Here is a 26509-nt window from a genome sequence, read left to right as displayed (position 1 = left end):
ATTCCTGGTCTAGCACGCCGCTGTTGGACCCGGTGGCGCGTGTCGCTGACCCGTTCGTGCGGGCCGAGCCGCGTGCGACCTTAAATGGTCGCGGCCCTGTTCAGGCCATGCCAGCGACGGTTGGTGACCTCCAGCGTGAGGTCGGCTCCTTTCCATCGACATCTATCAACCCCATCGGTAGGGTCTTCGGTAGGAAAGTTCCGTCGTACGGGAGGTGGGCATGCCCCGACGAAAGCGCGCGAGGGCCGCCGCGTTGGCCATCGGAGCGACAACGATCGCCCTGGGCGCCACGCCGGCCCAGGCCGACCCGGTGGTGCCACGGCACGCCATCGTGGTTTGCCAGAGCGCCAGCTTCTACGCCAACTACGACTCCGCCGGCGGTCCGACCGGCCTGAAGCGCACCCTGGGCTACGGCAACAAGATCGGCCACACGCCGGGGGCGCACCCGGTCTACAACGGGTGGGCGGCTTCCTTCGACTTCGGCCCCAACGATTGGGGCTACCTGCGCGCCGAGTGCATCGGTGGGTACGACTCGTGGTGAGCCGGCGTAGCACCCGGGTGACCGCCGGCCTGCTGGTCGCAGTCGTTGCCGCGGCACTCGCCATGCCGGCCCCGGCGCAGGCCGCCAACGGCACGATCGGGGAGCGGGAAACGGTGTGCGCGAGTGACCTGTTCGTCCGCACTCAGCCCGTCGGCGCCTGGATGGGCACTCTCTATCAGGGTCAGACGTTCCTGGTCGAGGGTCCCCGCAGCGGCGGCTACGTCTACGGGTTTGCTTACGGTCACATCAACCGGCGCGGCTGGGTGCAGGACGGCTGGTTCTGCTGACCGTGCCTGCTGGCGGGACAGGTGTGTCCTGATCGGGCCGTGACTGGCCCGGCCCTCGGTGTGAGGTCTGCGGTCTATGGTGTGGCGATGTCAGAGCAGTGGTCGTTGACCCTCGACGTCCCGGCCGCACCACCGGAAGGATTTTGCCACCTGGGAAGCGTGGAAGACCCACTTCAAGGTTACCGAGGACGAGTGGGAGGACGGCACCTTCATTGAGGGACCCGGACGGCGTCCGGCCCGGGGTGTCGTTTCTTGAAAGGTGCCGGAGCCAAAGGCAGTCAAGAACCGCATGCACGTTGACATCCACGTCCGCGGCGGCCGGAGGGAGCCGTTCGAGGTGCGCTGGCCGCGGGTCCAGGCGGTGGTCGACAAGTTGGTGGCGGCGGGCGGGCCGTGCTCCGGGTGGACGAACCTGGGCGGACCTGGCGGGTGCGGACCCAGCCGTCGACGAAGGGTCAGCCGGTTCGGCGCCCTTGACTAGGCGGCGGCCTGCGCCGGTGTCCGCACGAACAGTTCTCCCTCCGCCGCCCCGGCGCAAGGGCGCCGGGGCGGATCTTGCATGGCGACCGTACTTTTCGGCCCGCTGGCAGTCGCTGATGTCGGCCGGCTACAGGTTGTTGATCCGGGCCAGCAGTTCTGCCTCGGTCAGGTTTTCCAGGACCGCGTCCTGCTTGCGGCCCAGGACCGCCAGCAGCTTCTCCTTCTCCAGCTTCTTGGCCGCCGCCGCCTTCGCCGCCTGGTCCTCCGCGAGGCGGACGGCGATGACGTGCTTGACGATCTCCAGCTTGATTTCCAAGGTTGCCTTGGCCGGATTGGCCTCGGTGGCCACGAACGACTCGGTGTCGACGGCCTTGAGTTCGGCGTTGACCGCCTTGGCCACATCGTCGAGGCTGAAGCCGGACTTGGCGGTCAGCGGAAGCTCCCACAGCTGCTCCGTGGTCAGCAGTCCCTTGGCCGACGGGTAGCGGAACTTCTCCCGGGTGGCCTGCTCGAAAATGGTCACGGTGGCCTCTCTCCGATTTCTGGGTGGGGAATCAGAACTGGATGCTGATGAGGCGGCGTCGGCCGCCGGTCATGGTCACCTTGGCGACCACGGAGCTGCGGACGGTGGAGCTGAAGCCGAGGCCGGAAAGCTGGTCCGGAGTCGGCTCGCACTTGGTGCGGTCGCCGAGAACCTCGAACACCTTGCGGTGCGGCTGCAGGTCGCCGCGGAGGAACTCGTTGTAGATCCCACGCGTCGGCTGGTCGTTCACGCACCCCTTCAGGATGAAGAAATAGTGCCGGTTGCCGACCTCGTTGTCGTCGAAGTAGTTCGGCGAGTACATGATGGTGGACACCGGTACGAACTNNCCACCTCGACGGTCTCCTTGTGGCCGACCGCGCGCTCGTGGCTGAACTGCTCGATCTTCCCGTTGCTCTCGGTCTCGATCACGAAGCCGACCTGGGCGCTGTCCCGCTTGCGGTACTGGTTCACCTCGATCCGGTACTCACCGTCGGGGACGCGGTCGGTCCAGGTGACGTTCTCCACCGGCTCGCGGGAGAGCGGCCCGCTGGCGTTCATGTCGACGTCCAGCTTGTTGCGCTTCTCCTGGTACCAGATGTGGTCGCCGTTGGGTTCGTACACGTGCAGGTCCAGGTCGTCGTGGTTGAACCAGGACAGGCTCACCCGCAGCTTGCCGGTGACGTTGCCGCCGGCCCGCTTGACCCTCTCCCGGATCGAGTCGGTGACGTTGCCGCCGTACGACCAGCCGAAATCGTTGTCCCACTTGAACAACCGCGGAGCAGTCGGGTGCCGGCCGGTGGTGAGGCTGACGAGGTTCGGCTCGTGGGCGTTGGCGACCCACAGGTCGATGGTGGCGGCGCCGGGCAGGATGTCCTTCATGAAGGAGACCACGGGAATCTCCTCCGGCTTGGCGTCGTGAAGGAACGCACCTGACGACCGGGGGGTGGCCGCCTGCATGAGCAGCCCTTCGATGCCGTCCTTCATCCGTGCCTGGGTGTCGTTGTCGACCCACAGCACGTTGGTGACCGACACGTCGGACAGCCGGGCGAACCGTCGCTGCAACGACTCCTCGATGCCCAACTCGACAATGGTCTTCATGGCGGCCTTGACCATGCCCGCGGTGATCAGAGCCGTGGGGCGCTGGTAATTCTGCGGCGCCACCTTTGCCTCGAACGACCGGACCGCCTGCTCCAGGTCGACGCCTGCGGAGAGGTCCTGGACGAGGGTGCCGAGCACCGTGTTGCGGAACCGGGCTGCCGGGTTCATCGCGTTGGCGAAGACGAAGGCACGTCGGTCGGCGGCCTGGGTCCACCGGCTCTGCAGCGAGCGGAACTCGGTCACCGCCCGGCGATGTTCCGCGCCGCGGTAGAGGGCGTTGTCGTCGACAAGGTCGACGACGGTGTCCAGAGCGGGCCGGGTCAGCTCGGCCAGGCCACGCTGGAAGACCTGCACCGCGGCGTCAAAGGTGCCCTGCGCCGCGCCGACGTCCTCGACGCGATGCCGCTTCTCCACCCGGCCGTGCAGGTGGTGCCACACCTCGACCTGGCCGTCGCGCAGCGTTCGGGTGGTCTTCGTTCCGTACTGCGCCTGCGCGGACCGGAATATGGTGGACAACGGTAGCGAGAGAACGAACTCGTCCAGAGCGGCGGCGACGACGGAGAAGACCGGGTCGGATGCCGACACCCCGGACCAGAGGGTACGGACCCGCCCGTCGTGGATCTCGACGACGTTGCCGAAGTGCTTGATGAAACCGCGGCAGGTCGAACAGTCGTACTCGGATCGCTCACGGAACCGTAGATTGGTGCCGGCGGGGAAGGAATCGAGGAAGGTGAGCCAGAGTGAGTCCCGGTCGAGACCGTCGCCGACGACGTACAACTCACTCTTGGACATCGTGGACAGACGCGAAGTCACACCCGCCACGAACTGCTCGAAATCGCCCACCGTGTCATCCCCCTTGATCGCCGGAGATCCTACGGAGCGAACGCCAGTCGGAGAAGCGCATATCCGGCTGTTCGCGCGGTCACCGACGGACACCGGCCGCTGATCACCAGGCGCAGGGCGCGTAGTCCTTGAGGAAGCAGCCGTACAGGTCTTCGCCCTGTTCGCCGCGGACGATCGGGTCGTAGACCCGGGCCGCGCCGTCGACCAGGTCCAGCGGGGCGTGGAAGCCGGCGTCCGCCAGCCGCATCTTCGTCGGGTGGGGCCGCTCGTCGGTGATCCAGCCGGTGTCGACGCTGGTCATGAGGATGCCGTCGGCCAGCATCTCCTGGGCGCTGGTCCGGGTGAGCATGTTCAGCGCGGCCTTGGCCATGTTGGTGTGCGGGTGCCCCGGCCCCTTGTAGCCGCGGGCGAACTGGCCCTCCATCGCCGACACGTTCACCACGTACTTCCGACGGGCGGTCGCTGCGGCCATCGCCGGTCGCAGCCGGCTGACCAGCACGAACGGCGCGGTGACGTTGCACAGTTGCACTTCGAGCAACTCGACCGGGTCCACCTCGTGCACCCGCTGCACCCAACTGTTGACCGGATCGAGGTCCGGCACCAGACCGCCGGCGTCGATGGCGGTGGCTGCCGCGATCCGTTCCGGCGAGGCGGAGCCGCTGGTCAGCGCCAACGCGGTGAGCGTCTGCGGGGTGACCGTGGCCGACTGCGGGGCGATCAGGCCCGCCGGGTCGCCCTCACCGGCAGGTTTGGCGAACGTGATCAGCTCCGGCAAGGGGCCGTCCGGCAGGGCCGCCGCCTCCGCGGCGACGAGCGGAGCGTACGCCCCGGGCATGCGGCGGACGGTCTGCGCCGCATTGTTGATCAGGATGTCGAGTGGTCCCTGGGCGCTGACCGAGTCAGCGAGGGCGATCACCTGGGCGGGGTCGCGCAGGTCGATCCCGACGATTCGCAGGCGGTGCAGCCAGTCCCCGCTGTCCGGCATCGCGGCGAATCGGCGGACCGCGTCATGGGGAAACCGCGTGGTCACCGTGGTGTGCGCGCCGTCGCGCAGCAGCCGCAGCGCGATGTACATGCCGATCTTGGCTCGGCCGCCGGTGAGCAGCGCGCGCCGGCCAGTCAGGTCGGTGCGGGCGTCCCGGCGCTCCCGGTTAAGCGCGGCGCAGGGCGGGCAGAGCTGATGGTAGAAGGAGTCCACCTCGCGGTAACGCTGCTTGCAGACGTAGCAGCCGCGCGGATTGTGCAGGAAGCCGGCCGTGGCACCGACGGTGGGGGAGGCGAGCGGGATGCCCTGGGTCTCGTCGTCGATCCGGCCCGGGGCGCCGGTGGCGGTGGCCGCCGTCACCGCGCGGTCGGCCGCCGCGATGGCATCCCGCCGTTCCTCGCGTCGCCGCTGCTTGATCACCTTGTAGAGCTTCGCGGTGGCCCGCTGCACCCGCACCACGTCGGGATGATCGGGAGGCAGGGCCTCCAACGCCTCGAAGACGCTGAGGCAGGTTTCCAACTGTCCGCGGTCAATGCCATCTTGGCCGGTTTCGTTAATNCCGACCCCAAGTCCGACTGGGAACTGTACGCACCACACGGCCTCGGACGCATCCGCGTCTGTTCGGCAGCCCAAGGAAGCGTGGGCGCTGATGTCAACGCCAGTCACATGCGTCAGAGCATGTGGCGCGGGAGCAAGTCGGGGGATCTCACCACCGTCTCACCGGCGGCGGCTCGACCGGCTCACGCACGAAGTGTGCGTGCCCACGGCGCGTCGATCGTGTCCGCGTCGATGGCCACCACGACATTGCTGAGCAGCGCATCGGCGAAGTAGCGGCGGATCTGCGCGTCCGAGGCGCCCGAGACCGACCGGATGTACTCCACCTGACGCGCATAGCAGCGCCGCAGGGCCTCGCCGATGACCGGCTCGCTCGCGCTGCCCTGGGCATGCAGAAGGATCATCAGCACGTCGCGGTCGGCGATGACGTCGTCGTAGGAGGCGGTCAGGGCGGCGAGCGCGGCCTCCGGGTCGGTGCCGCGCACCGAGGCGGCGGCGACGGCCACGGACTCGCGCAGGCGGTCGGAGCAGTAGTCGATCAGCGCGGCGAAAAGTGTCGGCTTGTCCTTGAACAACCGGTAGAGGTAGCCCTGCGAGATGCCGGCCGCCGTGGCGACGTCCATCGTCGAGGTGCCGTAGTAGCCGCGCGCGGCGAAGGTCTTGATGGCTGTGCTCATGACCGTGGCTCGGCGCACCTCCGCCGTGGAACGCCGGTTCCCTTCGCTGCCCATGTAAGTGAGTAACCAATCTCATTAGTGATCGAGAGAGGGTGGGCCGTCGAACAGAACGGACCGCCCGCTCTCGACTCTACGGCGTCAGGCAACCGCGTCCATGACCACCTGCGGGTTCCAGAAGTCAACGTATCGGCTGATCAGCCCGTCTCGGGTCTCGACGACCGAGAGGTAGGTCTGGTTGTAGGGTCGGCCGGTCGCCAGGGCGAGTCCGGTGCATTTGAGCTGCGCGATCACCAGTGACGGGTCCACGGTTTCGTAGTAGTGCAGTTCGGTGAACTCGACCCGGAACGTCTTCGAGAAGCCCTCCTGGTGCGCGAGCAGGTCGTCGCGGCCCACGACGCGGGACGGGTAACCCGTCGGCGCGTACGGGAACTCCAGGACCGCGTCCTCGGTGAACAGGTTCACCCAGTCCGTGCCCCGGCCGGCGGCCAGGTGGGCCATGTGGCTGCTGAAGGTCTTCTGGGCCGTAACGCGGACGTCGGCGGCGGTGTCGCTCATGGGTCTGACTCCTGAGGATGGGTGTGCGGTCACATCGAAGGCGCCTGGTGCCACCGCCTTCACCCGTGGCCCGTATGTAAGTAATTAACCACTTACAAACGTGGGCTGTCAAGTTCGGCGGGGTGCGGCGTGGGCTGGCCGGCGGCGTTGCGAACCGTCGGTGCCGCCGCGAGGCTCGCTCCTTCGCTGAGGTATTGACACTTGCCAAAGTGGCGTCAAGAATTTCCGAAAAGGTTTTCGGGCAGGGTGCGGTCCGCACGCGGTCCGGCTCCTTCAGACAACGGGAGGCCGACATGACATCCACACCGGGTCTGGCCCGTCGGCGGACGCTGGCCGCGGTCATGTCGGCGGTGCTGGTGCTCGGCGCGGTGGCATGCGGTGGTGACGACGGCGGCGACGACCAGGGACTGGCCCAGGCCGGCGCGACCGGGGTCGACGACGGCAGCGAGCTGACCCTGTGGACCCGGGCGCCCCTGGAGAAGCAGGCGAAACTCCTGGTGGAGGCGTACAACGCCGGCCACCGGAACCGGGTCGAGCTGACCGTCGTCCCCAACGACGACTATGTCGCCAAGGTGGGCGCGGCGGCCGGCTCCGGCAGCCTGCCGGACCTGTTCGCCGCGGACGTCGTGTACGTGCCGAACTGGGTGAGCCAGGGCCTGTTCCGGGATCTGACCACCAACATCGACGGCCTCGACTTCAAGGAAGCCGTGAACAAGGGCCACCTCGCCGCCGGCACCCGCGACGGCCGGGAGCACGTGCTGCCGTTCGTGCTCGACCTGTCGATGCTGTTCTGGAACAAGAAGCTGTTCACCGAGGCCGGGCTCGATCCGGACAAGGCACCGGCCAGCCTCGCCGAGTACGCTGCGGCCGCCAAGGCCGTCCAGGCGATCGGCCGGGACGGCGTCTACGGCACGGCCACCGGCCTCAACTGCGGCGGCTGCCTGGCGTTCACCTGGTTCCCGTCGATCTGGGCGGCCGGCGGTGAGGTGCTCGGCGCCGACGGTGCCACGTCCGACCTCGCCGGCGACACCGCGCAGCAGGTGTTCCGCACCTGGGCGGACCTGTGGCGCTCCGGGGCCGTCCTGCCGTCCTCGGCGGGCGAGACCGGTCCGACCTGGACCGCCGCCTTCACCGAGGGCAAGGTCGGCCTGATGTTCTACCCGGCGACGCTGCTCTCCTCCACACCCTTCGACGTCGGGGTGGCCGGAATTCCCGGCCCGGACGGCGGGGCGTCGACGTTCGTCGGCGGCGACGGCATCGGCGTGTCGAAGGACTCCAGGAAGTCGGCACAGGCCTGGAACTTCCTCAACTGGATGATGTCCGAGCAGGCCCAGGTCGAGGTGCTGGCGAAGAACAGGGACGTGGTGTCGCGCGCCGACCTGGCGAACAACAGGTACGCCGCGCAGGATCCTCGCCTGGTCACCATCAACCAGTTGGCCGGTCGGGGAGACACGCCGGTCGCGCTGAACTTCCAGCAGGCATTCAACGCCCCGGGCAGCCCGTGGCTGGCCCTGGTCCGTAGCCAGGTTCTCCAGGGTGGCGGTGACATCCGGAAGCAGAACGACCAGATCACCGCCGTGCTGAAGCAGTAGAGCATGCAGACCACCGCACCGGGCCGCCGCGGATCCCGACTGCTCGGCTGGCTGTACGCCGCACCCACCGCCGTCTTCGTGGTGGCGTTGTTCGTCGTACCTCTGCTCCTGGTCCTCAAGATGGCGGCGTCGCGGTGGCCGCTGCTCGCCGGGGACCAGGGGCTGAACGCACCGGACAACCTCACCCGGGCGGTGAGTCACCGCCTCTTCCACGACTCGGTCGTCTTCACCGTCAAGTACACGCTGCTCGCCACCGTGCTGCTGATCGCACTCGGGCTGGGCATGGCACTGCTCGTGCAGGAGTCCAGCCGGTGGAACAACCTGCTGCGCGCGTCGTTCCTCATTCCCAGCGCGCTCGGGTTGGCCTCGGCGTCCCTGCTGTTCTACGTGCTCTACTCGCCGTACGCCAGCCCGTTCGCGCCCCTCATGCGCCGGCTGGACCTCACGTTCCTCGGCTCGCCGAACGCGGCGCTGCTCTCGACGGTGTTCCTGGTCGTCTGGCGCTACGCCGGCTTCTACATGGTGCTCATGCTGGTCGGCCTGCAGAGCATTCCGGCGGACGTGTTCGAGGCGGCGCGCGCCGACGGCGCCGGCCGCTGGCAGATCTTCCGGCGGGTGACCCTGCCGCTGCTGCGTCCGACGCTCGCGCTGGCGACCGTGCTCTGCGTGACCGGTTCCCTGCTCGCCTTCGAACAGTTCTACCTCCTCACCAAGGGCGGCCCGGACAACAGCACGGTCACCGTGGTCCAACTGATCTACCTGATCGCCTTCCAGGGCCAGAACGACCTCGGCGTCGCCGCCGCGCTGTCGGTCCTCGTCCTGCTCGCCCTGGTGCTGCTCAACGCGCTGCAACTGCGCGCCTTCCGACCCGAGGAGCACTGAGCATGGCCGTCGACTCCCGGTCCACCCTCACCGTCGCCGGGGTGGCGCTGCGCACCCCGTACTGGGTGTTCACCGGGGCGCTGGCGCTGATCTTCATCTTTCCGCTGGTCTGGACGGCGGTGGCATCGGTTTCCCCGCACCCGGGCACGAACCAGACGCACGGATGGGGGTTCGGCAACTACGAGACCCTCGCCGGCTACCAGGCCGGCGTCTGGCGTTACCTGGCCAACTCCGCGCTGGTGTCGCTCCTGACGGTCGCGCTCACCCTGACGGTCTCCCTGCTGGGCGGATACGCGTTCGCCCGGTTCCGCTTTCCCGGCCGCGACGCGCTGTTCCTGCTGACCCTCGCCATCCTGATGGTGCCGTACGCGACCCTGCTCATCCCGCTCTACGTCCTGCTGAACCGGGTCGGGTTGCAGAACTCGCTGGTCGGCGTCGCCCTCGTGCTCACCATGTTCCAGCTGCCGTTCTCCACGTTCCTGATGCGGATCTCCTTCGAGGCGGTGCCCCGCGAACTCGACGAGGCGGCCATGGTCGACGGGTGCTCGTCGTTCGGCGCGCTGCGCCGGGTGCTCCTCCCGGCGGTCAAACCCGGCCTGATCACGGTGGGACTGTTCGCGTTCCTCGCCTCGTGGAACGACTTCATGGCGCCGCTGATCCTCATCAACGACTCCGACCGGATGACCCTGCCGCTCGCCGTGGCCAACCTCCGGGGCCAGGTCCAGGGCGTCGTCGACTACGGCGCGACCGAAGCGGGCGTCGTCGTGCTCGCCCTGCCGTGTGTCCTGCTGTTCCTGCTGCTCCAACGACACTACGTGCGCGGCTTCATGTCCGGCGCGCTGAAGGGATGAGCATGGTGGTCGGCGTGCCCACGGCGTCACCCGTCCGACCCACCCGCGGACGGTGGCGGCCACTCGGAATCGGTGAGGTGCGCATCACCGGCGGCTTCTGGGCCCGACGTCAGTCGGTCAACGCGGACGCGAGCCTGCCGCACATCGGGCACTGGCTGGAGCGGGCGGGCTGGATCGGCAACTTCGACCTGACCGCCGCCGGCGATCCGGGCGACGCGCGCCGCGGACGCGAGTTCGCCGACTCGGAGGTCTACAAGTACCTCGAAGCGCTCGCGTGGGAGATCGGGCGCGGCGGCGACGCGAGCCTGGAGTCGACCTTCCGCCGCGTCGTCGACCGGGTCGCGCGGGCCCAGGACGCCGACGGCTACCTCAACACGGCATTCGGCCACCGGGGGCAACCACCCCGCTGGTCCGACCTTCGGCAGGGCCACGAGCTGTACTGCGCCGGCCACCTGCTCCAGGCGGCCGTCGCCCGTGCCCGGACCCGGCCGGACGCCGACGACGGGCTGGTGGCGGTCGCCCGGCGGGTCGCCGACAACGTCTGCGACACGTTCGGACCGGACGGGCTCGACGGACTGTGCGGGCATCCGGAGATCGAGACCGCCCTGGTCGAGTTCGCCCGTACCACCGGCGACGACCGCTACCTGGCCCAGGCGGCGCTCTTCCTCGACCGGCGGGGCCACGGCCGTCTGGGCGATGTCGAGTGGGGGCGGGAGTACTTCCAGGACGAGACGCCGGTACGCGAGGCGACCGTGCTGCGGGGGCACGCGGTCCGCGCCAACTACCTGGCCTGTGGGGCGGTCGACGTGGCCGTCGAGCGTGACGATTCGGGGCTACTCAAGGCGGTGCGGCACCAGTGGCGCGCCACGGTGGCGCGACGGACCCACCTCACCGGCGGGCAGGGCTCCCGGCACCAGGACGAGGCGTTCGGCGCCGACTGGGCGCTGCCGCCCGACCGCGCGTACGCCGAGACGTGCGCGGCCGTGGGCTCGGTGATGCTGGCCTGGCGGCTGCTGCTCGCCTCCGGCGACCCCGGCTGCGCCGACCTCATCGAGCGGACGCTGTTCAACGTGGTCGCGGCCGCGCCGGCGGCCGACGGCCGGTCGTTCTTCTACACCAACCCGCTGCACCGCCGCGAGCCCGGCGCCGCGCCCGACACCGACCGGCCGAGCATCCGCGCCGAGGCGGCCCAGCGGGCGCCCTGGTTCGAGGTGTCGTGCTGCCCGACGAACGTGGCGCGCGTCCTGGCCAGCCTCGCGTCGTACGTGGCCACCACCGACGACGAGGGCCTCCAGATCCACCAGTACGCCCCGGCGACGATCGTCCACCGCCCGCCGGACGCCGGGGAGCGGCGGGTGACCGTCACCACCGACTACCCGGACGACGGCCTGATCCGGGTACGCGTCGACAGCGCCGACGAGCGTCCCTGGACACTGTCGTTGCGGGTGCCGGACTGGGCGGGACGAGGTGCGACGCTGACCGTCGACGGGCGGACCCGCCCGGTGGGCCCGGGCTACGTCAACGAACGGCGGACGTGGCGCGGCGGTGAGGAAGTCGTCCTGACGTTGCCGGTGGAGCCCCGGTTCACCTATCCGGACCCCCGCATCGACGCGGTCCGCGGATGCGTCGCGGTCGAACGCGGCCCGCTGGTGTGCGCGGTCGAGTCGCCGGACCTGCCGTCCGGCACCGACATCGAGGGACTGCGCGTCGACCCGACCCGGCCGCCCCGGCACGCCGGCGGCCGGGTGCTGGTGTGCTGCCGGCAGCTCGACCGGGCCGAGCACGACTGGCCCTACGGTGGCCCGACCGCTCCGCCGGTCGAGGCGGGACCGGAGCCGGTCGAGGTTCCGCTGGTCGCGTACCACACCTGGGCCAACCGGGGGCCGTCCGCGATGCGGGTCTGGCTGCCGCTGGCCTGACTCAGCTCGACTGCGGCGGCGCCGCCGAGCTGGCCCGGACGACGAGGTGCGGGAGCAGGAGGACGCGTTCGGGCGCGGACTGGTGACCCGCGGCGTCGAGCTGGGCCAACAGCAGATCGAGGCTGCGGCGGCCGAGTTCCGCGAAGTCCTGCCGCACCGTGGTCAGCGGGGGCAGGAAGTATCCCGCGTCGGGCGTGTCGTCGAACCCCACCACGCTGACCTCGTCCGGCACCCGACGGCCCGCCTCGTGCAGGGCGCGGAGCACTCCCAGTGCGATCTGGTCGTTGGCGCAGAAGATCGCCGTGACGGACGGGTCACGGGCCAGCCTCCGGCCCTGCGCGTAGCCGGTCCGGGCGGTCCACATCCCCGGCGTGGCGTACGGGGACGGGCGACCGGTGGCGTGCAGGGCGGCCCGCCACCCGTCGGCCCGCTCGTTCGCCTCCGGCCAGTCGGCCGGACCGGCCACGTGGTGCACCGTGGCGTGCCCCAGGTTGAGGAGGTGGCGGGTGGCCAGCCCGGCGCCGGCGGCGTTGTCGATCTGGACGCTCGGCAGTGCCTCGTCCTGTCCGCCGCCCACCCCGACGACCGGCAGGTCGTCGGACACCTGCGCGAGCGTGCCGGCCACGACCGGTTTCGGGGCGATCGTGATGATCCCCTCGACCGACTGTTGCCGCAGCCGGTCGACCGCGTCCAGCACCGACCGGCGGTCCAGGTCGCGCAGCCCCGCCACGGTGACGAAGTAGCCGGCGGACCGGGCCGCGCCCTCGATCGCGTACAGCATGGAGGTCGGGCCGTACAGGGCGCTCTCGTACGCGATGATCCCCAGCGTCCCGGAGCGGCGGGTGACAAGCGTGCGGGCCGCCTGGTTCCGGCGGTAGCCCAGCGCCTGCACCGCCGCCAGGACCCGGCGGCGGGTGTCGTCCCGGACGTGCGGGTGCGCGTTCAGCACCCGGGAGACCGTCTGGTTCGACACCCCCGCCAGCCGCGCGACGTCGCGCATGATCGAGTGCCCCATGGGACCGGGTCAGCCGGTCGGCTCGCCGGAGGGGGCCGGCAGCCGGACGCCGGTGGCGACCGGAGTGCCGAAGTTCGGCGTGCCGTCGGCGTTCCAGGTGAACTTCTGCGCCCGGGTGCTGCGGTTCATGTCGCAGCCGCCGGAGGCCGAGCTGTTCGCGTGGTAGACGATCCAGTCCTCGGTGCCGTCCGGGGACCTGAAGAACCCGTTGTGGCCGGGCCCGTACACGCGGTTGGCGTCACTGCGCTGGAAGACCGGCTGCGGCGACTTCACCCACGACGATGAGTTGAGCGGATCGCCGCCGGTCCAGGTGAGCATGCCGAGCTTGTAGTCCGGAGTGCTGCAGTGGCTGGCCGAGAAGATGATGAACGTCCTGCCGTTGCGCTGCAGAACCTCGGCGCCCTCGTTGACCGCGCCACCGACGGTCTCCCAGCCGTAGGTGGCGGTGGAGAGCAGGTGCCGGGTGCCGGCGGCGGTCCACGGGTTGCTCAGCTCGCGGATGAAGTTGGGTTGTGCGCCGTTGTAGTAGGTGCCCAGCAGGTAGAGCTTGCCGTTGAGCCGCATGACGCTGGGGTCGAGTTCCCAGGTGTTGTCAGCCGTCGGGTCCAGCAGGTCGGCCTTGAACGTGTACGGTCCCATCGGGTCGGTGCCGGCGCTCTCCAGCACGTGAATGCGTTGGGTGCCCAGGTCGTACGGCTGGCGGCCGGCGACGTAGTAGAGATACCAGCGCTTGCCGTTCGGGCCGTCGAGCAGGTGGAACTCGGGCGCCCACATGGTGCCCGCCCCGTTGGGCCGGGTGAGCGTGAACAGCACGGTGTCGGCCGCGCCGGCCAGCCCGTCCAGCGTCCGGGACCGCCGCATGGTGACGGTGTTGTTCCAGGTCGTGGTGGCCAGGTAGTAGTAGCCCTCGTGGTACGTCAACCACGGGTCGGGTCCGTTCGCCTTGATCGGGTTGGCGTACGTGCGGGGACCGGGGTTCGGTCCGCCACCCGGATGGCCGGTGAGTCGCCAGGTCCGGCTGGCGGCGGTGGCGCAGGGCAGTTGGACGAGCGCGGTGCCGGCCGCGCCAGCGTCGTTGGCCGGAGCCACGCACTTGCCGCTGGCGACGGAGACCAGGTTGACGGTGCCGGTGGCCCCGTTGGCCGCGAGCCGGAACTGCTGGTTGGTTCCGCCGTGGCAGGCGTACTGGATGACCGCGGCGTTGTCGGCGGTGGATGCGCCGGAAATGTCGACGCAGCTGCCGGCGGTGAGGGTGGTGACGGTGTACCGGTCGGTCGTGCCGGCCACGGGTGTGACGGTGAAGGTCTGCCGGGCGCCGGCGCCGCAGCCGGCCTGGACGAGTTGCAGCGCGTTCGTGGCGGCGCCACCGGGCACCTCGACGCAGTTTCCGTTGGCCTGGTTGACGATGGTGGTGCCGAAGGCGTCGACGGCCTGAGCCGGCGTGCCGGCGAGCAGGGGCAGGAGCGCGGCGATCAGCAGCACCGCGGCGGCGGCCCCACCGGTGCGCCGGCGGGGGTGCCGGGACGGGTCCATAAGGTTCCTCTCGGTGTGGGGCGGGCGCGGGGTCAGCCGACCTGGATCCGGTCGAGGTCCGGCGCCCAGCCGGCGGTGTTGCCGAAGGTGAGGGTGTTCGCGCCGGCGGTCAGGCTCAGGGTCACCGGGACCGTGGCGACGGTCTCCCAGCCGCCGCTGCTCGGCGCGTTCACGGTGACCGTGGCGCCGCCGTTGACGCTGATCTGCATCGACCTCGCCTCACCCGAGGCGTAGGAGACGGTGACCGTGCGCGGGCCGGCCGCGTCCACGGTGACGTTGTTGAACCGCAGCGTGTTGGCGGCGCCGTTGCCGACGTAGCCGACCAGGGCGCCGCCCGAGGCGCCGGCCGACGATCGCGTCGCGGCCTGGCCGGACAGCGTGTTGCCGCTCGCCTCGGCCTCGTAGGAGGTGCCGGTCGGTGGGGGCGGGGTGGTGCCGCCCCGGCGGTACGCCTGCACCTCGGTCAGGCCGGAGCGGGAACCGGCCGCGTGGGTCAGCAGCACCCGGATCCGTTGCGCGGTCACGGCGGTGAACCGGACGTTGTTGTAGTTGCCCTGTGGCGTCACCGGCGTGGCGACCTGCGCGCTGACGTTCACCCAGCCGTTGCCGTCGTGGTACTGGACCTGGTACGACGCGGGCGGGCGGTAGGTGGTGCTGCCCGGCCGGCTGTCCTTGACGTACAGCCGCAGCTCGTCGACCGTCTTGGCCGAGCCGAGGTTGAGTTCGTACCAGTCCTGGGCGGCGGACCCGCCCGCGCCCCAGAACGGCTCGTTGGTCGGCAGGCCGTCGATCGCCGCGGCGGCGCTGGTGCCGCTCGCGGTGCTCGACGTCGTCACGGACGCGCCGGCGGCGAGGTTGGGCAGGTTCGCGGTCAGGTCCACCCCGGCCTTGGCGAGCAGGTCCACCGTGCTGGCGTCGTCGAGGACCACCTGGTTGGGGGCCCGCATCCCGGGCACCGGCGTGCTGAAGGTGACGCCGGCGGTGGCGCCGGGGAAGCTGACCGTGCCGCCGGTCGGGTCGAAGACGAACGGCACCAGCTTGTCGACGGTGGCGGCCCGGCTGCCGTCGATGTAGATCGAGTAGCCCTGCGGGACGCCGGGGTACCGCACCACGCCGTCGGCCGGGTCGTCCCAGACGATGGTCAGGTCGCTGTTGCGGTAGCGGATGTTGTTGACCGTGAAGTTGGGCCAGCCGATGGCGATGGGCGACAGCTCGACCTTGTTGTCGTTGCGCGGTCGCAGGCCGGCCACGTCCTCGATCACGGTCCAGTTGCTGCTGCCCAGGATGTTGTGGTGGATCCAGGACCGGTAGTCGATGCGCTGGCTGCCCGGGTTCCAGTTGGCCCAGAACTCGTTGGCGTCGGGCCAGCGGGTGTCGCCGTTGACGTACTGCGCCCAGACGTTCCAGTAGAGCAGCTTCTTGTAGTCCTCGGCGCTCATCCACTGGTTGGGGTACTTGCGCAGCACCGAGGAGAAGAGCCGGAACTGCACGGTCGAGTTGATGGTGGAGAAGTTGTTGCTGCCCGGGTTGCCGGCGGCCGCGGCGGCGGCCTTGTCCCGCTGGTTGGCGGTGTAGAACGGGAAGATCGGATACTCCGCCGGGTCGGCGAACAGCCGCAGGGCCTGCTTGTACTGGTCGGTCGTCGGCATCAGGCCGACCGCGTACGGGTAGTAGTTGTTGATCTCCTTCCACGGGACGTGGGCGTTGGTGGCCACATGTCGGTGCTCCAGCAGGTTGTCCGACGGGTTCCAGAGCACGCTGACGATCGCGTTCTGGATCCGGGTGGCCAACGTGCGCATCTCGGCGGCCTTGGTCGAGTTGCCGACCGCGTCGTACGCCTGGGCGGCGGCCAGTGCGCCGCTGTACTGGTAGGCGCCCTCGGCGCGGTCGAGATTGCCCGATCGCCAGTGGAACGAGACCGCGTCGGCGTCGTTGCCGGTCAGCGCGCCCCAGTCGTACTCGATGACGCCGTTGCCGTCGCGGTCGTAGTAGCCGAGCTGTCCCTTGACGTCGCCCTCGGCGTAGCGAGCCAGGCTCCCCGCGATGGCGGGCTGGCCGCCGTGGAGCTGGTAGCTGCGCCAGGCCGCCTCGGCGATGTACTGGGTGTAGCTGTTGGACCAGTTCTCGGGGTCACCGGGGTTGTCCACGAAACGGCCGCCCCGGGACACCTGGCCGACCGAGAGCCAGTCGCCGTAGGCGTACTTCGGGTCGCGCAGGTACTTCAGGTCGTCGATGTGCATCGGCTGGGTCAGCGCGATCGCGTTGTTGTATCCCAGCGCGCCCTCCACCGAGGTCGGGAACTGGAACGTCTGCCCCGGGATGTTGGCGTCGAGGTGGTTGAAGCGCATCAGCCACCAGCGGTAGTAGATGTTCTTCTTGATCGCCGGTTCCGGCACGTCGATGTAGGGCACGTTCTCGGCCCACCACCTGTTATAGGCGCGGACGTGCGTGGCGAACGCCGCATCGGGCGTGGCGTCGCGGTAGGCGACGTAGTCGGTGGTCGACTGTGGGATCTCCCGCGCGGTGAAGCCCATGACCACCTTCGTCTGCACGGTGGCGCCGGCCGCGATCGTGACCGAGCGGGTCAACGCGCCGCCGGAGGCGGCGAAGCCGTCGCCGGCGAGCCGGGTGGTGAGCGTGGTGAGACCGTTCTTCACCCCGGTCGACCCGGTCAGCTCGGTGCCGCTGCCCGTCAACGCGTACGGCGAGGTGGCCCGCAGGGTGAGCGTGGTCGACGCCGGGCCGGTGTTCCGGATCGACAGGTTGGTCACGGCGACGTTGTTGTCGGTGATGAACTTCGTGACGGTGGCCTGCACCGCGCCGCTGGTGTACACGCCGCGCCAGTGGCTGGGCGCCTGCCACCGCTGGCCGCTCTGCTCGGTGAACGTCCCGGGGCTCAGCGCGATCGAGTAGGCGGCGGCGTCGCTGATGCTCTCCCAGTACGCCACCCGGCCGCCGAAGCCGATCACCGCGGGGTTGTGCTGCTTCATGAACAGCGCCCGGCCGCGGGTCATCAGGATCCCGCCGTCGGCGTCGGACGGATCGGCGCCGCCGGAGCGGGACAGGAGCCGGTCGATCCAGAAGTCGGTGCCCGCCTTCTCCGCGTCGTAGATGGACTGCATCATGTTGCCGGTGGTGTACCCGACCGGCGGCTGGGGGACCGCCGCGCCGCCGAACGTGGGATAGCCGATGGGCTGCGCCGCCTGTGCCGGGCCGGCGGCCACCGTGGTGAGCGCGCTGACGACCATCATGGCGAGCGTTGCGCCGGCGAGTCGCCGGGCTCGGGTGAGGGACGGATTTCCGGGAGGAGCCCACGTGTCCATGGGTACTCACCGCGACCTTTCGTTGTCGGGGACGGGAGCGGCGTCGGTGGTCGACGCCCGGCCGCCGACCATCGACTCGCCCGGCCAGCCGGCTGCCCTCGCCGACACTGACCGAAAACCTTTTCAGCAACATAGCACCTGATCGGGATATGTCAATGCATCGGACAGCTCGAAGGCTCTTCCAGCTGTGCCTTCGCGGGATTCCGGTGGCCGAAAAGGTTTCGGTGGGGGGTGCGGCGGAGCCGCGTCGAGCGACCGGTCGGAGACCGCGCGAACCGGTTCTCGAAATCCTTTTCGAAAGCCGGTATAGTCGGTACGCCTCGATGGCCCAGCACCGGTCCGGCCCCGAAGGGATTCCGGTGGGTAGACGACGTACGCAGTCGGTGACTTTGATGGATGTGGCGAAGCTGGCCGGAGTGTCGGTCGCCACCGCGTCGAAGGCACTCAACGCCCGGGAGCAGGTCGCCCCCGCCACCCGTCGCCGGGTGCAGCAGGCCGCCGAGCAGCTCTCGTTCCAGCCCAACGGGCTGGCGCGCGGGCTGATCTCCGGACGCTCCCACACCGTCGGGCTGCTCACCGAGACGCTCGGTGAACGGTTCGCCTTCCCGGTCCTCAGCGGAGTCGAGAACGCGCTGGGCAACGAGCGGATGTGTGTGCTGTTGTGCGATGCCCGCGGCGACGTCATCCGCCGCCAGCACCACATCCGTACGCTGCTGTCACGGCAGGTCGACGGGTTCGTGATCCTCGGCGACTCCAACGACGTCCGACCGTCGCTCCGCCGTGACCTGCCGGTGCCGGCCGTCTACGTCTACGGCGAGTCGGACGACCCGGACGACCTCTCCCTCCTGGCCGACGACGAGGGCGGTGGGCGGCTCGCCGCCGAGCACCTGGTCTCGCTGGGCCGTCGCCGGATCGCGCACATCACCGGTCCGCAGACCTACCGGGCCGCCCGCGACCGGGTGGTCGGTCTGGAGGCGGTGCTGCGCGAGGCGGGCCTGCCGCTGGTCGGCGGCGGACCGCGCTACGGCGACTGGTCGCAGCGGTGGGGTCGGCAGGCGGCAGCGATGGTCATCAACACCTCGCCGGACACGGATGCCATCTTCTGCGGCAACGACCAGATCGCGACCGGCGCGATCGAGGCCCTGCGCGACCTCGGTCGGCGTACGCCCCAGGACGTGGCGGTGGTCGGGTACGACAACTGGGAGGTCTTCGCCACCGACTGCCGGCCGCCGCTGACCACCGTGGACCTCAACCTCGAACAGCTCGGCGCCGCAGCGGTCCGGTACCTCTTCGCCGCCCTGGAGGGCAATCCCGCACGCGGCGTCGTCCGGCACCCCGGGCGCCTGGTGGTGCGCGACTCCACCGGCCCGGCGGGCGACCTGGGCGGGGTCGTCGGCCCCACCGGGCCGGGCCGGCTGCCGGTCGCGCCCCTGGGGTGACGCGCGACCCGACCGACCCGACCCCACCCGGGGCCGGGCCGGCCGGCGGACGTCAGGACAGGAAGGCGCCGTACGGGCCGGCGAGGATCTTGTCCTTCTGTGCCTGGCTGAAGTGCGTGTTCGGGTAGTTGTAGAACGAGGCCGACATCGGGGTGCCGTCGGTCGAGGCGGAGTCCGGCAGGCCGAGCGCGTGGCCGAGCTCGTGCACCATGCCGCCGTACCAGCGGTTCATCGGGCCGTTCACGCCGGCGGCGCCGTCGGCGTCGTGCTGGCACAGGATCACCCAGCCGCCACCGCCGCCGCCCCCGGCGCCCGGACCCTCGGCGCTGATCTCGCCCACGTTGAGCCAGCGGTTGTCCGGGGAGCGCAGGCCCAGCTTGCGCATCAACTCCTGCTGCATGTTGAACACCGACCACCAGTACCGCTCGGAGCCGTTGGGGGTGTTCTCGTACCAGGACTTGACGTGGTCGCCGTTGACCACCTCCACCACCGGGTTGTTGAGGGTGAACGTCTTGCCCAGCTCCTGCCGGTAGTAGCGCTGGGCCTCGCGCATCACGGCGGCGATGCCGTCCGGCCACCGCTGGTCGTACGCGACGTCCGAGGGCTTCAGCCAGTAGACGCGCACCGTCCGCACCGGCGGGGTGCCGCCGGCCGGGGGAGGCGTCGCGGTCGGCGCGGGTGTCGGGTTGACGGTCGGGCTCGGCGGGCCTGGAGTCGGTGAGGTGCCGCCGGTGCAGGTCACCCCGTTGAGCGTGAACGTGCTCGGGACCGGATTGGCGGCGTTGTTCCACGACCCGTTGAAGCCGAACGACGCGGACGCGCCGCTGCCCAGGTTTCCGTTGTGGGCGACGTTGGTCGCGGTGACCGTGGTGCCGCTCTGCGCCACGGTGGCGTTCCACGCCTGGGTGACCGTCTGCCCGGCGGTGAAGGACCAGCGCAGCGTCCAGCCACTGATCGGGTCGCCCAGGTTGGTGACCGTCACGTTCGCGCCGAACCCGCCCGACCACTGGGAGCTGACCGCGTAGGCGACCCGGCATCCGGCGGCGGCCGCGTGGCCGGTGCCGCCGGCCGCCACTCCGGCGGCGGCCAGGACCACGGCGAGCGCCGCCGCCGCGAGACGGAAGGGATTTCTACGGGTACGCATCGGAGGACCTCCTTCGTCAGTAGCCGTATCGGCTCTTGAGGTGCCGCCACCAGTCGCGCAGCATCCAGGTGTCGAACGCGGTGATCGTGGTGGCGCTGCCGGCCTTCATGATGAAGCCCTGACCCGGCAGCGGATCCCAGTCGTAGAAGTCGTCGAGGCCGTAGGTGTGGCCGATCTCGTGCAGCAGGATGTGGATGTTGTCGCTGCCGAGGTTGCCCATGAAGTACTCGCGACCGACCCGTTGACCCCAGTCACCACCGGCGCCGCCGGCGAAGCCGTCGGTCAGCCAGAGCGAGTGGTCGTAGTGGTGGCCGGCGCCACCCGGGCAGTTCGGGTACTGGCCGTTCTGGTTGAAGTACCGGCCGCACGGCTCGCTGCACTGCGGAGCGTTCTCCCGGATGTTGTTGACATAGATGTCAACCGAGCTGTCGGACCACTGCAACTGGTTGCGGTCCCGCACCGCCCACCCGACCACCTTCACCGGCACATTGGTGTACGGGAAGCCGTTGTGGCCGGCCATCACGCTGATCCACTTGTTGTACTGGCGGGCCAGCGCGGCCTGGACCTGGTCGCGTTGCGCGGCCGTCACGCTGGCCGACGAGTCCCACCGGACGCAGTAGTTGATGGCGCCCCGGTTCGCGAAGAGCTGATCCCACCCGTAGTTGCGGAAGCCGAGCGGGTTGCCGTTGTTGTAGGTCTGCTCCACGTGCTGCCACACCTGATTGAGCGGGCCGACCAGGTTCGCTGGTGGGTTCCAGCCGGAAGCGGGGGGTGGCGTGGTGGGGCCGGAGGTGGGGGTGGGCGCCGGCGTGGTCGGCGCGGGCGTGCTCGGTGCCGGGGTGGTCGGCGTGCCGGTGCACGCCGTCCCGTTCAGGGTGAACGAGGTGGGTGCCGGGTTGGATCCGGTGAAGGCCCCGTTGAAGCCGAACGAGGCCGCGGCGCCGGTGCCCAGTGACCCGTTGTAGGAGGCGTTCGTCGCGGTGACCCGGCTGCCGCTCTGGCTGACGCTCGCGTTCCACGCCTGCGAGACCGTCTGCCCGGCCGGGTAGGACCAGACAAGCGTCCAGCCGTTGACCGGGTCGCCGAGGTTGGTGACCGTCACGTCGGCGCCGAAGCCGCCGGACCACTGGCTGGTCACCCGGTAGTCGACACGGCAGCCGGCCGCGGCGGCCTGCGCGCCGGTGACCACGAGCGCTGCGCCGGCGGTGGTGGCCAGGGTGGCGGTCAGGACGACCGCCAACCGCACGCCGCTTCTCGGTGGAGCCATGGGTTCTCCTCTCGGCCGGCGTGACGGCTTCGGCCGACCGCCGCTCCGGCACACTCGCAACACGTTCGTAACCGATGAATGCATCGACCACCATCGCTGCCGAAAAGGTTTTCGTCAAGGCGTGCGTGGTGCCGTGGGAGGGGCCGCTTGGCTGCGGCCGCGATCGGTGGCGGCGTTCGAAGCCCGAGACCTCAGTAGATCGGATCTCGCCGGCCGCACTGGAGGCGTCCGTGATGCGAGATGTGGGCACGGACCTCGGCCGTACGGGGGTCCTCCAGCTTTTCGAGTACGGCGAGCGCGTCCTGCCAGCACTCGTCCGCCTCGGCGTACTGGCCGGCTCCGGCCAGGGACTTGCCGAGCAGGAACAGCGTGTCGCCCACGCCCTGTCGGTCGCCCAGGTGCCGTCGTAGCCGGAGGGCCTCGCGGCAGGCCCGGACGCTGTCGTCGAGGCGGCCGAGGCCCTGCGCGGCGGCGGCGAGGTTGTGCAGGGCGGTGGCCTTGCCGAAGGGCCGATCAACCTCGTCGAAGATCGTTACTGCCTCCTCGCAGCAGCGGATGGCGTGACGGAATCGGCTTACTTCAATGTAGAAATGGCCAAGATTGGACAGGGTCTGCGCGATACCGTGTCGATCGCCGAGGGTCCGTCGCACGGCCAGCGCCTGCTGGAAGGTGTCGCCGGCCTCGACGAAGCGCCGCAGCCCGGCTTGGGCAGCACCGAGGTTGTTCAGCGTCATGGCCTCGCCCCAGCGATTGCCGATCGCCCGCCAGTGCATGAGGGCCTCGCGATGGAACTCCACTGCCTCGGTGAAGCGGCGCAGATCCCAGTGGGCCACCCCGAGGCCATTGAGCAGCCACGCCTGACCGTACCCGTCGGCGGACCGCCGAGCCGAACCGAGCGCCACTCGATAGGTGGTGATCCAGTCTGTCCACGGCTTACGAAGGTAGAAGTAGCCCCACAGCGATGCGGCCAGTCGCCAGGCGGTGTCGTCCTCGCCGAGGTCGTGGGCTTGGTGCACGGCCGCGACGAGGTTCGCGTGCTCCGTCTCACACCAGTGCATCGCCCGGTCCTGATCCGCCCCGTCCAGGATGGACCAGTGCAGGCCGTCACCCGGGTCTTCCCGGCCGTCCGCCGGGTTCGCTGGCGGGTGCAGCTTGCGGGGCAGCAGGATGCGGTCGGCGGCCGCGGCCGTGTGGCAGTACCAGCGCAGGACCCGGCGGACCGCACCAGCCCGGTACTCGGCGGGCTCGCCGATCCGGGCGAGGTCGGCGGCGTAGCAGCGCAGCAGGTCGTGCAGCCGGTACCGCTCGCCGGGAGGTTCCTGGACGACGAGGTGCGCGGCGGCCAGCAACTCCAGTTGCCGGCGGGTCTCGGACACCGACCTGCCGGCCAACTCCGCAGCCGCGGGCAGCCCGAAGTCGGGCCCCGCATGCAGGCCGAGTGTCCGGTACGTGCTCGCCGCGTCGGCGGGCAGAGACCGGTATGACCACGAGAATGCGGTCCGCACCGCCGTGGTGGGATCCCCGTCGACCGTGGCCAGTGCGTCCAGCCGGCGGTGCGGGTCGGCCAGTGAGTCGACGAGGTCGGCCAGGCCTGTCCCGGGCAGGGCGGCCACCTTCTCCGCCACGATCCGCAGCGCCAGCGGTAGACCGGCGGTCAGCTCGACGAGCTTGGCCGCGGCCTGCGGCTCGGCCAGTGTCCGGTGATCGCCGCCGATGTGGCGCAGCAGTGACAGTGCCTCGCCGGCGGCGAGCGGTCCGACCGCGACTCTCCGTGCCCCGTCGCGGGCGACGAGCGACGACAGACGGTGACGACTGGTAACCACCGCGAGGCAGGTGGCGGTACAGGGCAGCAGGGGGCGGACCTGGTCGGCGTCGACCGCATTGTCCAGGACCACGAGCACGCGGCGGCCGGCGATCAAGGACCGGTACGTCGCGGCTGCCTCGTCCGGATCGGCCGGGATCGCCGCCGGTTGCATCCCGAGCGCGCGCAGGCAGCGGGCCAGTGCCTCGGCCACCGGCATGGCGGTACCCGGATCGTGGCCCCGCAGGTCCAGGAAGAGCTGTCCGTCCGGGAACCGGTCGGCGACCCGCTGGCCGAACCGGACCGCCAGCGCCGTCTTGCCGACACCCGCCATGCCGACGATGGCCACGACGGCGGCCGGGGCGACGTCATCGACGCGTTCGTCGAGCGCGAACTTCTCGAGCAGGTCGAGATCGACGGCGCGTCCGGTGAACGCCGAAGCGCCGGCCGGTAGTTGCCGGGGCACCGTGGTGGCTGGCCCCGACGCCGGCCCGGCGGGCGGGGCGGTGATCTTGACGAGGCCAGCGACGACCTGCGTGACCGGGGCACCGGCCAGGATCTCCGCGTGGGTACGGTCGAGCGATTCTCCGGGGTCCACGCCGTGCTCGTCGGCGAGTAGCCGTGACCCGGCGCGGTATGTCGCCAGTGCCTCGGCTGCCCGACCGGCGCCGTAGAGCGCGGCCATCAGCCGGCACCGCAGTCCTTCGTGCGGCGGGTGGGCCTGCACCAGCGCGGTCAGTTCCGCGACCAGATCCGCGTACCGGCCGAGTCGCAGTTCGAGGTCCAGGCGGCGTAGCAGGACAGCCATCCGGCCTTCCTCCAGCACTGCGGCCTCCTCGGCGGCGAACCGGCCCCGCAGGCCGTCGAGCGCGGGCCCCCGCCAGCACTCCAACGCGCGCCGATAGGCCGCAGCGGCCTCGGCCAGGCGGCCCGCGGCAGCCATCCGGTCGGCCGTTTCGACCTGTCGCTGCCAGGACACGAGATCGACCGCCACCGGTGGCGTGCGTAGCCGGTATCCGAGGTTGGCGCGCGTCTCCAGCGCATCACTGGCCGCCCCGTCGAGGGCCAGTCTCCGCAGCGTGCGGATGTGCACCTGGATCTGGTTCTCGAAGGTGACCGGCGGTTCCCCCTCCCAGAGCACGTCAGTGATCCGACCGACCGACACAACCTGGTTGGCGTGGGTGGCCAGCAGGGCCACGAGCAGCCGTGCCTGCCGTCGTGGCACCGACACGAGGGATCCGGCCACGCGTACCTCGAACGGGCCCAGGATTCTGATCTCCACGGCTCCCTTTCCGCGTCCGTTTTGACACTGGTCACTCGATCACTGTGGGCGATGTCCTCACCATAGTCATGCACCGATGTTCAGTCAGATGTTCAGGTGAGCGTTCAGGCATTGCTGAAACGGTGATCAGCGAAAACGCAATCACTCAACCACCTGGAGGCAATGTGACTCACCTACGAGCGAAACTGTTCCGTCGCGGGGGCGTCGCGACCGCGTCTCTGGCCGCCGCGCTGGTGACGGTCATGGTCGCCGATGTGCAGCCCGCCGCGGCTGCCTGGGCGAACCTCACCGGCGTCCACGAGGTGTGCGCCAACAGCCTGACCCTGCACACGTCCGGTGCCGACTACTCGATGGGTCGCGGCACGCACCTGAACATCGACCACTTCGCGGACAGCGGCAACCACGCGTGGGGGGTCTTCGTGGAGCGCGGCCTCTACGGGTGGACGTACAACGGTTGGTTCTGCNCCCCCCGCGCCGGGGCTCAGAACCGGCGCGGGTAGCGGTTTTGATGCTCTCCGACGTCGATGAACCTGACGGTCATGCCGCCGACGCCGCCATTCGGTAACGTCAGGCCCGACACCCTTCAGCACGTTCCTATTCCTGATCCCACGCACCTGCGCGGCGTGCATGCGGTCCCAGATTGCCCCCATCCATCGGCTGACAAGCGGCTGGATCCGTGGACCGGCGGCCGCCCGGTCTTGTTTCCGCCCGGCCGTCGTCGCCGGGGAGCCACGGACGCCGCCGGGCATGTGGACGTCAGCTCAGGCAGCCACGCGGGAAGAACCCCCAGGCGATGCCGCCGGTGAGACGTTGACCGTGCCACTTGGCCATGACGTATGCGCGGCTCTTGGTCACGTAACGGACGTCGATCTGCTGGCCGGCCGGCACCGTGCCCAAGTAGTGCGTGGGGGCCGCCGCGCCGGACCCGTACGCGGCTGACGCGCCGATGTTGCCGTACACGGTGCAAGCGGTCGTGCTGACGGTCACCTTCAGTCCACCACCCTTGTTCTCGCTCCACACCCCGTAGGGGCTGCACAGCGGATCGGTGCTGGAGGCGCTGCAGAACACCTGCTCGGAGTGCCACCAGCGCAGCGAGTCCGGCGAGCCGTCGGCGTTGCTGGAACCCACGACCGTCGGGCCGCCCGCGCAGGAGGTGCTCATGAAGCCGGTGCGCTCGATCGCGAACTTGCTGGTGCCGTAGGCGTAGGCGCATCCACCGAAGCTGCCCGAGGCGTAGCCCCACGGCCACCGCGTGATGCCATCGGTGTTACCCGCGGCACTGTCCCCGGTGTCCCGGATGTCCATGTGGTCGAAGCTCGTCTTGACGGTGCCGTCGGCGAAGACGAAGTCCCGGGCAAAGAGATAGCCGACCATCGGCCCGTTGGCCTTGTAGGTCAACATCACCCAGCCCGGACCCATCCCGGTCTGGGCGTGGCTGTCCTCCGCGGCGGTCTGGACCCGGTTGACTCCGTAGCTCCAGGCGCCGGCGCTCGGCGGCGCGGCCAGCGCGGCGGTGAGCGCCATCAGCGCCGCACCTGCTGCGGTGAGCATCACGCGCCACGGTCGAAACGTCATCCGGGTTCCTCCTCGGTGATTGGCCATCTTGCCCGCCCGGCCGGCGGATTTCGCGCCGGCAGTCGGCAAGCGGACTGTGCCGGTCGCCAGCCGGGGCGCATCGTGGGAGCTGGACATCCCCTGCTGGGGGTTGGTCGGAGAGGGGGCCGTCATGGAGCTGAACCGGCGGTTGGCGCAGGACCCACCGGAACGCAGCGCGAGTGAGGTGATCGGCCCTCATCTGCTGGGCCGGGTGTACCGGCCGGACCCGCGGGACTGGTCGCTGCCGCGGTTGATGGAAATCGCCGAGCCGCCGGAGGAGATCCGGCAGCGGACCATCGAGCAGGTGCTGAGCGAGACGAC

18 protein-coding genes and 1 pseudogene are annotated in these 26509 nt (G+C 70.1%); 7 read left to right on the top strand and 12 right to left on the bottom strand.

The window, feature by feature from the left end; genetic code table 11:
• Positions 1-220 precede the first annotated feature (220 nt).
• Positions 221-541 carry a hypothetical protein gene (locus B1205_RS27390; protein ID WP_089158254.1) on the top strand — a complete coding sequence of 107 codons (321 nt, stop codon included), beginning with the start codon at positions 221-223 and terminating at the stop codon, positions 539-541.
• Positions 542-558: 17 nt separating this feature from the next.
• Positions 559-828, top strand: coding sequence for a hypothetical protein (locus B1205_RS27385; protein ID WP_254910255.1), 270 nt, complete (start codon positions 559-561; stop codon positions 826-828).
• A 607-nt stretch (positions 829-1435) separates the two neighbouring features.
• Here B1205_RS27385 and B1205_RS27380 read toward each other — a convergent pair.
• The 5 genes and pseudogenes from B1205_RS27380 to B1205_RS27360 all read right to left on the bottom strand — a co-directional run bounded on the left by B1205_RS27380 (position 1436) and on the right by B1205_RS27360 (position 6544).
• Positions 1436-1831, bottom strand: coding sequence for a hypothetical protein (locus B1205_RS27380; RefSeq protein ID WP_089158226.1), 396 nt, complete (start codon positions 1829-1831; stop codon positions 1436-1438).
• A gap of 31 nt (positions 1832-1862) precedes the next feature.
• Positions 1863-3772: pseudogene (locus B1205_RS27375) on the bottom strand (hypothetical protein).
• A gap of 103 nt (positions 3773-3875) precedes the next feature.
• Positions 3876-5276: an SDR family NAD(P)-dependent oxidoreductase gene (locus B1205_RS27370; RefSeq protein ID WP_254910254.1), complete on the bottom strand. Its 1401-nt coding sequence runs from the start codon at positions 5274-5276 to the stop codon at positions 3876-3878.
• A 221-nt stretch (positions 5277-5497) separates the two neighbouring features.
• Positions 5498-6043, bottom strand: a complete 546-nt coding sequence (locus B1205_RS27365) for a TetR/AcrR family transcriptional regulator (RefSeq protein ID WP_089158225.1) — start codon at positions 6041-6043, stop codon at positions 5498-5500.
• An 84-nt stretch (positions 6044-6127) separates the two neighbouring features.
• Positions 6128-6544: a nuclear transport factor 2 family protein gene (locus B1205_RS27360; protein WP_089158224.1), complete on the bottom strand. Its 417-nt coding sequence runs from the start codon at positions 6542-6544 to the stop codon at positions 6128-6130.
• Positions 6545-6837: 293 nt separating this feature from the next.
• Here B1205_RS27360 and B1205_RS27355 point away from each other — a divergent pair, with 293 nt between their 5' ends.
• The 4 genes from B1205_RS27355 (at position 6838) to B1205_RS27340 (ending at position 11788) form a co-directional block, all read left to right on the top strand.
• Positions 6838-8136 (top strand): ABC transporter substrate-binding protein, encoded by a 1299-nt coding sequence (locus B1205_RS27355; protein WP_089158223.1) that lies wholly within the window; start codon positions 6838-6840, stop codon positions 8134-8136.
• 3 nt (positions 8137-8139) lie between these two features.
• Positions 8140-9018 carry a carbohydrate ABC transporter permease gene (locus tag B1205_RS27350; protein WP_089158222.1) on the top strand — a complete coding sequence of 293 codons (879 nt, stop codon included), beginning with the start codon at positions 8140-8142 and terminating at the stop codon, positions 9016-9018.
• A 2-nt stretch (positions 9019-9020) separates the two neighbouring features.
• Positions 9021-9869: a carbohydrate ABC transporter permease gene (locus B1205_RS27345; protein WP_089158221.1), complete on the top strand. Its 849-nt coding sequence runs from the start codon at positions 9021-9023 to the stop codon at positions 9867-9869.
• Between the two features lie 77 nt (positions 9870-9946).
• A complete protein-coding gene (locus tag B1205_RS27340; protein WP_254910253.1) occupies positions 9947-11788 on the top strand; it encodes a glycoside hydrolase family 127 protein in 1842 nt (613 codons plus the stop codon).
• Position 11789: 1 nt separating this feature from the next.
• Here B1205_RS27340 and B1205_RS27335 read toward each other — a convergent pair whose 3' ends face one another.
• From B1205_RS27335 to B1205_RS27325, 3 genes are read right to left on the bottom strand one after another with little or no spacing between them, the layout of a single operon-like run.
• A complete protein-coding gene (locus B1205_RS27335; RefSeq protein ID WP_176308829.1) occupies positions 11790-12788 on the bottom strand; it encodes a LacI family DNA-binding transcriptional regulator in 999 nt (332 codons plus the stop codon).
• Between the two features lie 24 nt (positions 12789-12812).
• On the bottom strand, positions 12813-14336 hold the full coding sequence (locus tag B1205_RS27330; RefSeq protein ID WP_176308828.1) for a family 43 glycosylhydrolase: 1524 nt from the start codon (positions 14334-14336) through the stop codon (positions 12813-12815).
• 32 nt (positions 14337-14368) lie between these two features.
• Complete coding sequence (locus tag B1205_RS27325) at positions 14369-17587, bottom strand: MGH1-like glycoside hydrolase domain-containing protein (RefSeq protein ID WP_254910252.1); 3219 nt, start codon at positions 17585-17587, stop codon at positions 14369-14371.
• 464 nt (positions 17588-18051) lie between these two features.
• Between B1205_RS27325 and B1205_RS27320 the strand changes: the two genes are divergently transcribed.
• Positions 18052-19098 carry a LacI family DNA-binding transcriptional regulator gene (locus B1205_RS27320; protein WP_254910260.1) on the top strand — a complete coding sequence of 349 codons (1047 nt, stop codon included), beginning with the start codon at positions 18052-18054 and terminating at the stop codon, positions 19096-19098.
• A 52-nt stretch (positions 19099-19150) separates the two neighbouring features.
• Here B1205_RS27320 and B1205_RS33200 read toward each other — a convergent pair whose 3' ends face one another.
• The 4 genes from B1205_RS33200 to B1205_RS27295 form a co-directional block, all read right to left on the bottom strand.
• The gene (locus B1205_RS33200; protein ID WP_089158216.1) at positions 19151-20242 is read right to left on the bottom strand and encodes a cellulose-binding domain-containing protein; all 1092 of its coding nucleotides are present in this window, start codon (positions 20240-20242) and stop codon (positions 19151-19153) included.
• A 16-nt stretch (positions 20243-20258) separates the two neighbouring features.
• A complete protein-coding gene (locus B1205_RS27310; protein ID WP_089158215.1) occupies positions 20259-21509 on the bottom strand; it encodes a cellulose-binding domain-containing protein in 1251 nt (416 codons plus the stop codon).
• 191 nt (positions 21510-21700) lie between these two features.
• Positions 21701-24592, bottom strand: coding sequence for an AfsR/SARP family transcriptional regulator (locus tag B1205_RS27305; protein WP_089158214.1), 2892 nt, complete (start codon positions 24590-24592; stop codon positions 21701-21703).
• Positions 24593-25348: 756 nt separating this feature from the next.
• Entirely contained in the window at positions 25349-26167 is an 819-nt protein-coding gene (locus B1205_RS27295; RefSeq protein WP_140158155.1) for a hypothetical protein, read from the bottom strand.
• Positions 26168-26509 lie beyond the last annotated feature (342 nt).

This window comes from Micromonospora sp. NBS 11-29 (assembly GCF_002140155.1).
In the GTDB taxonomy this organism is placed as follows: Bacteria; Actinomycetota; Actinomycetes; order Mycobacteriales; family Micromonosporaceae; genus Micromonospora.
This window is presented reverse-complemented; position numbering and strand designations above follow the sequence as displayed.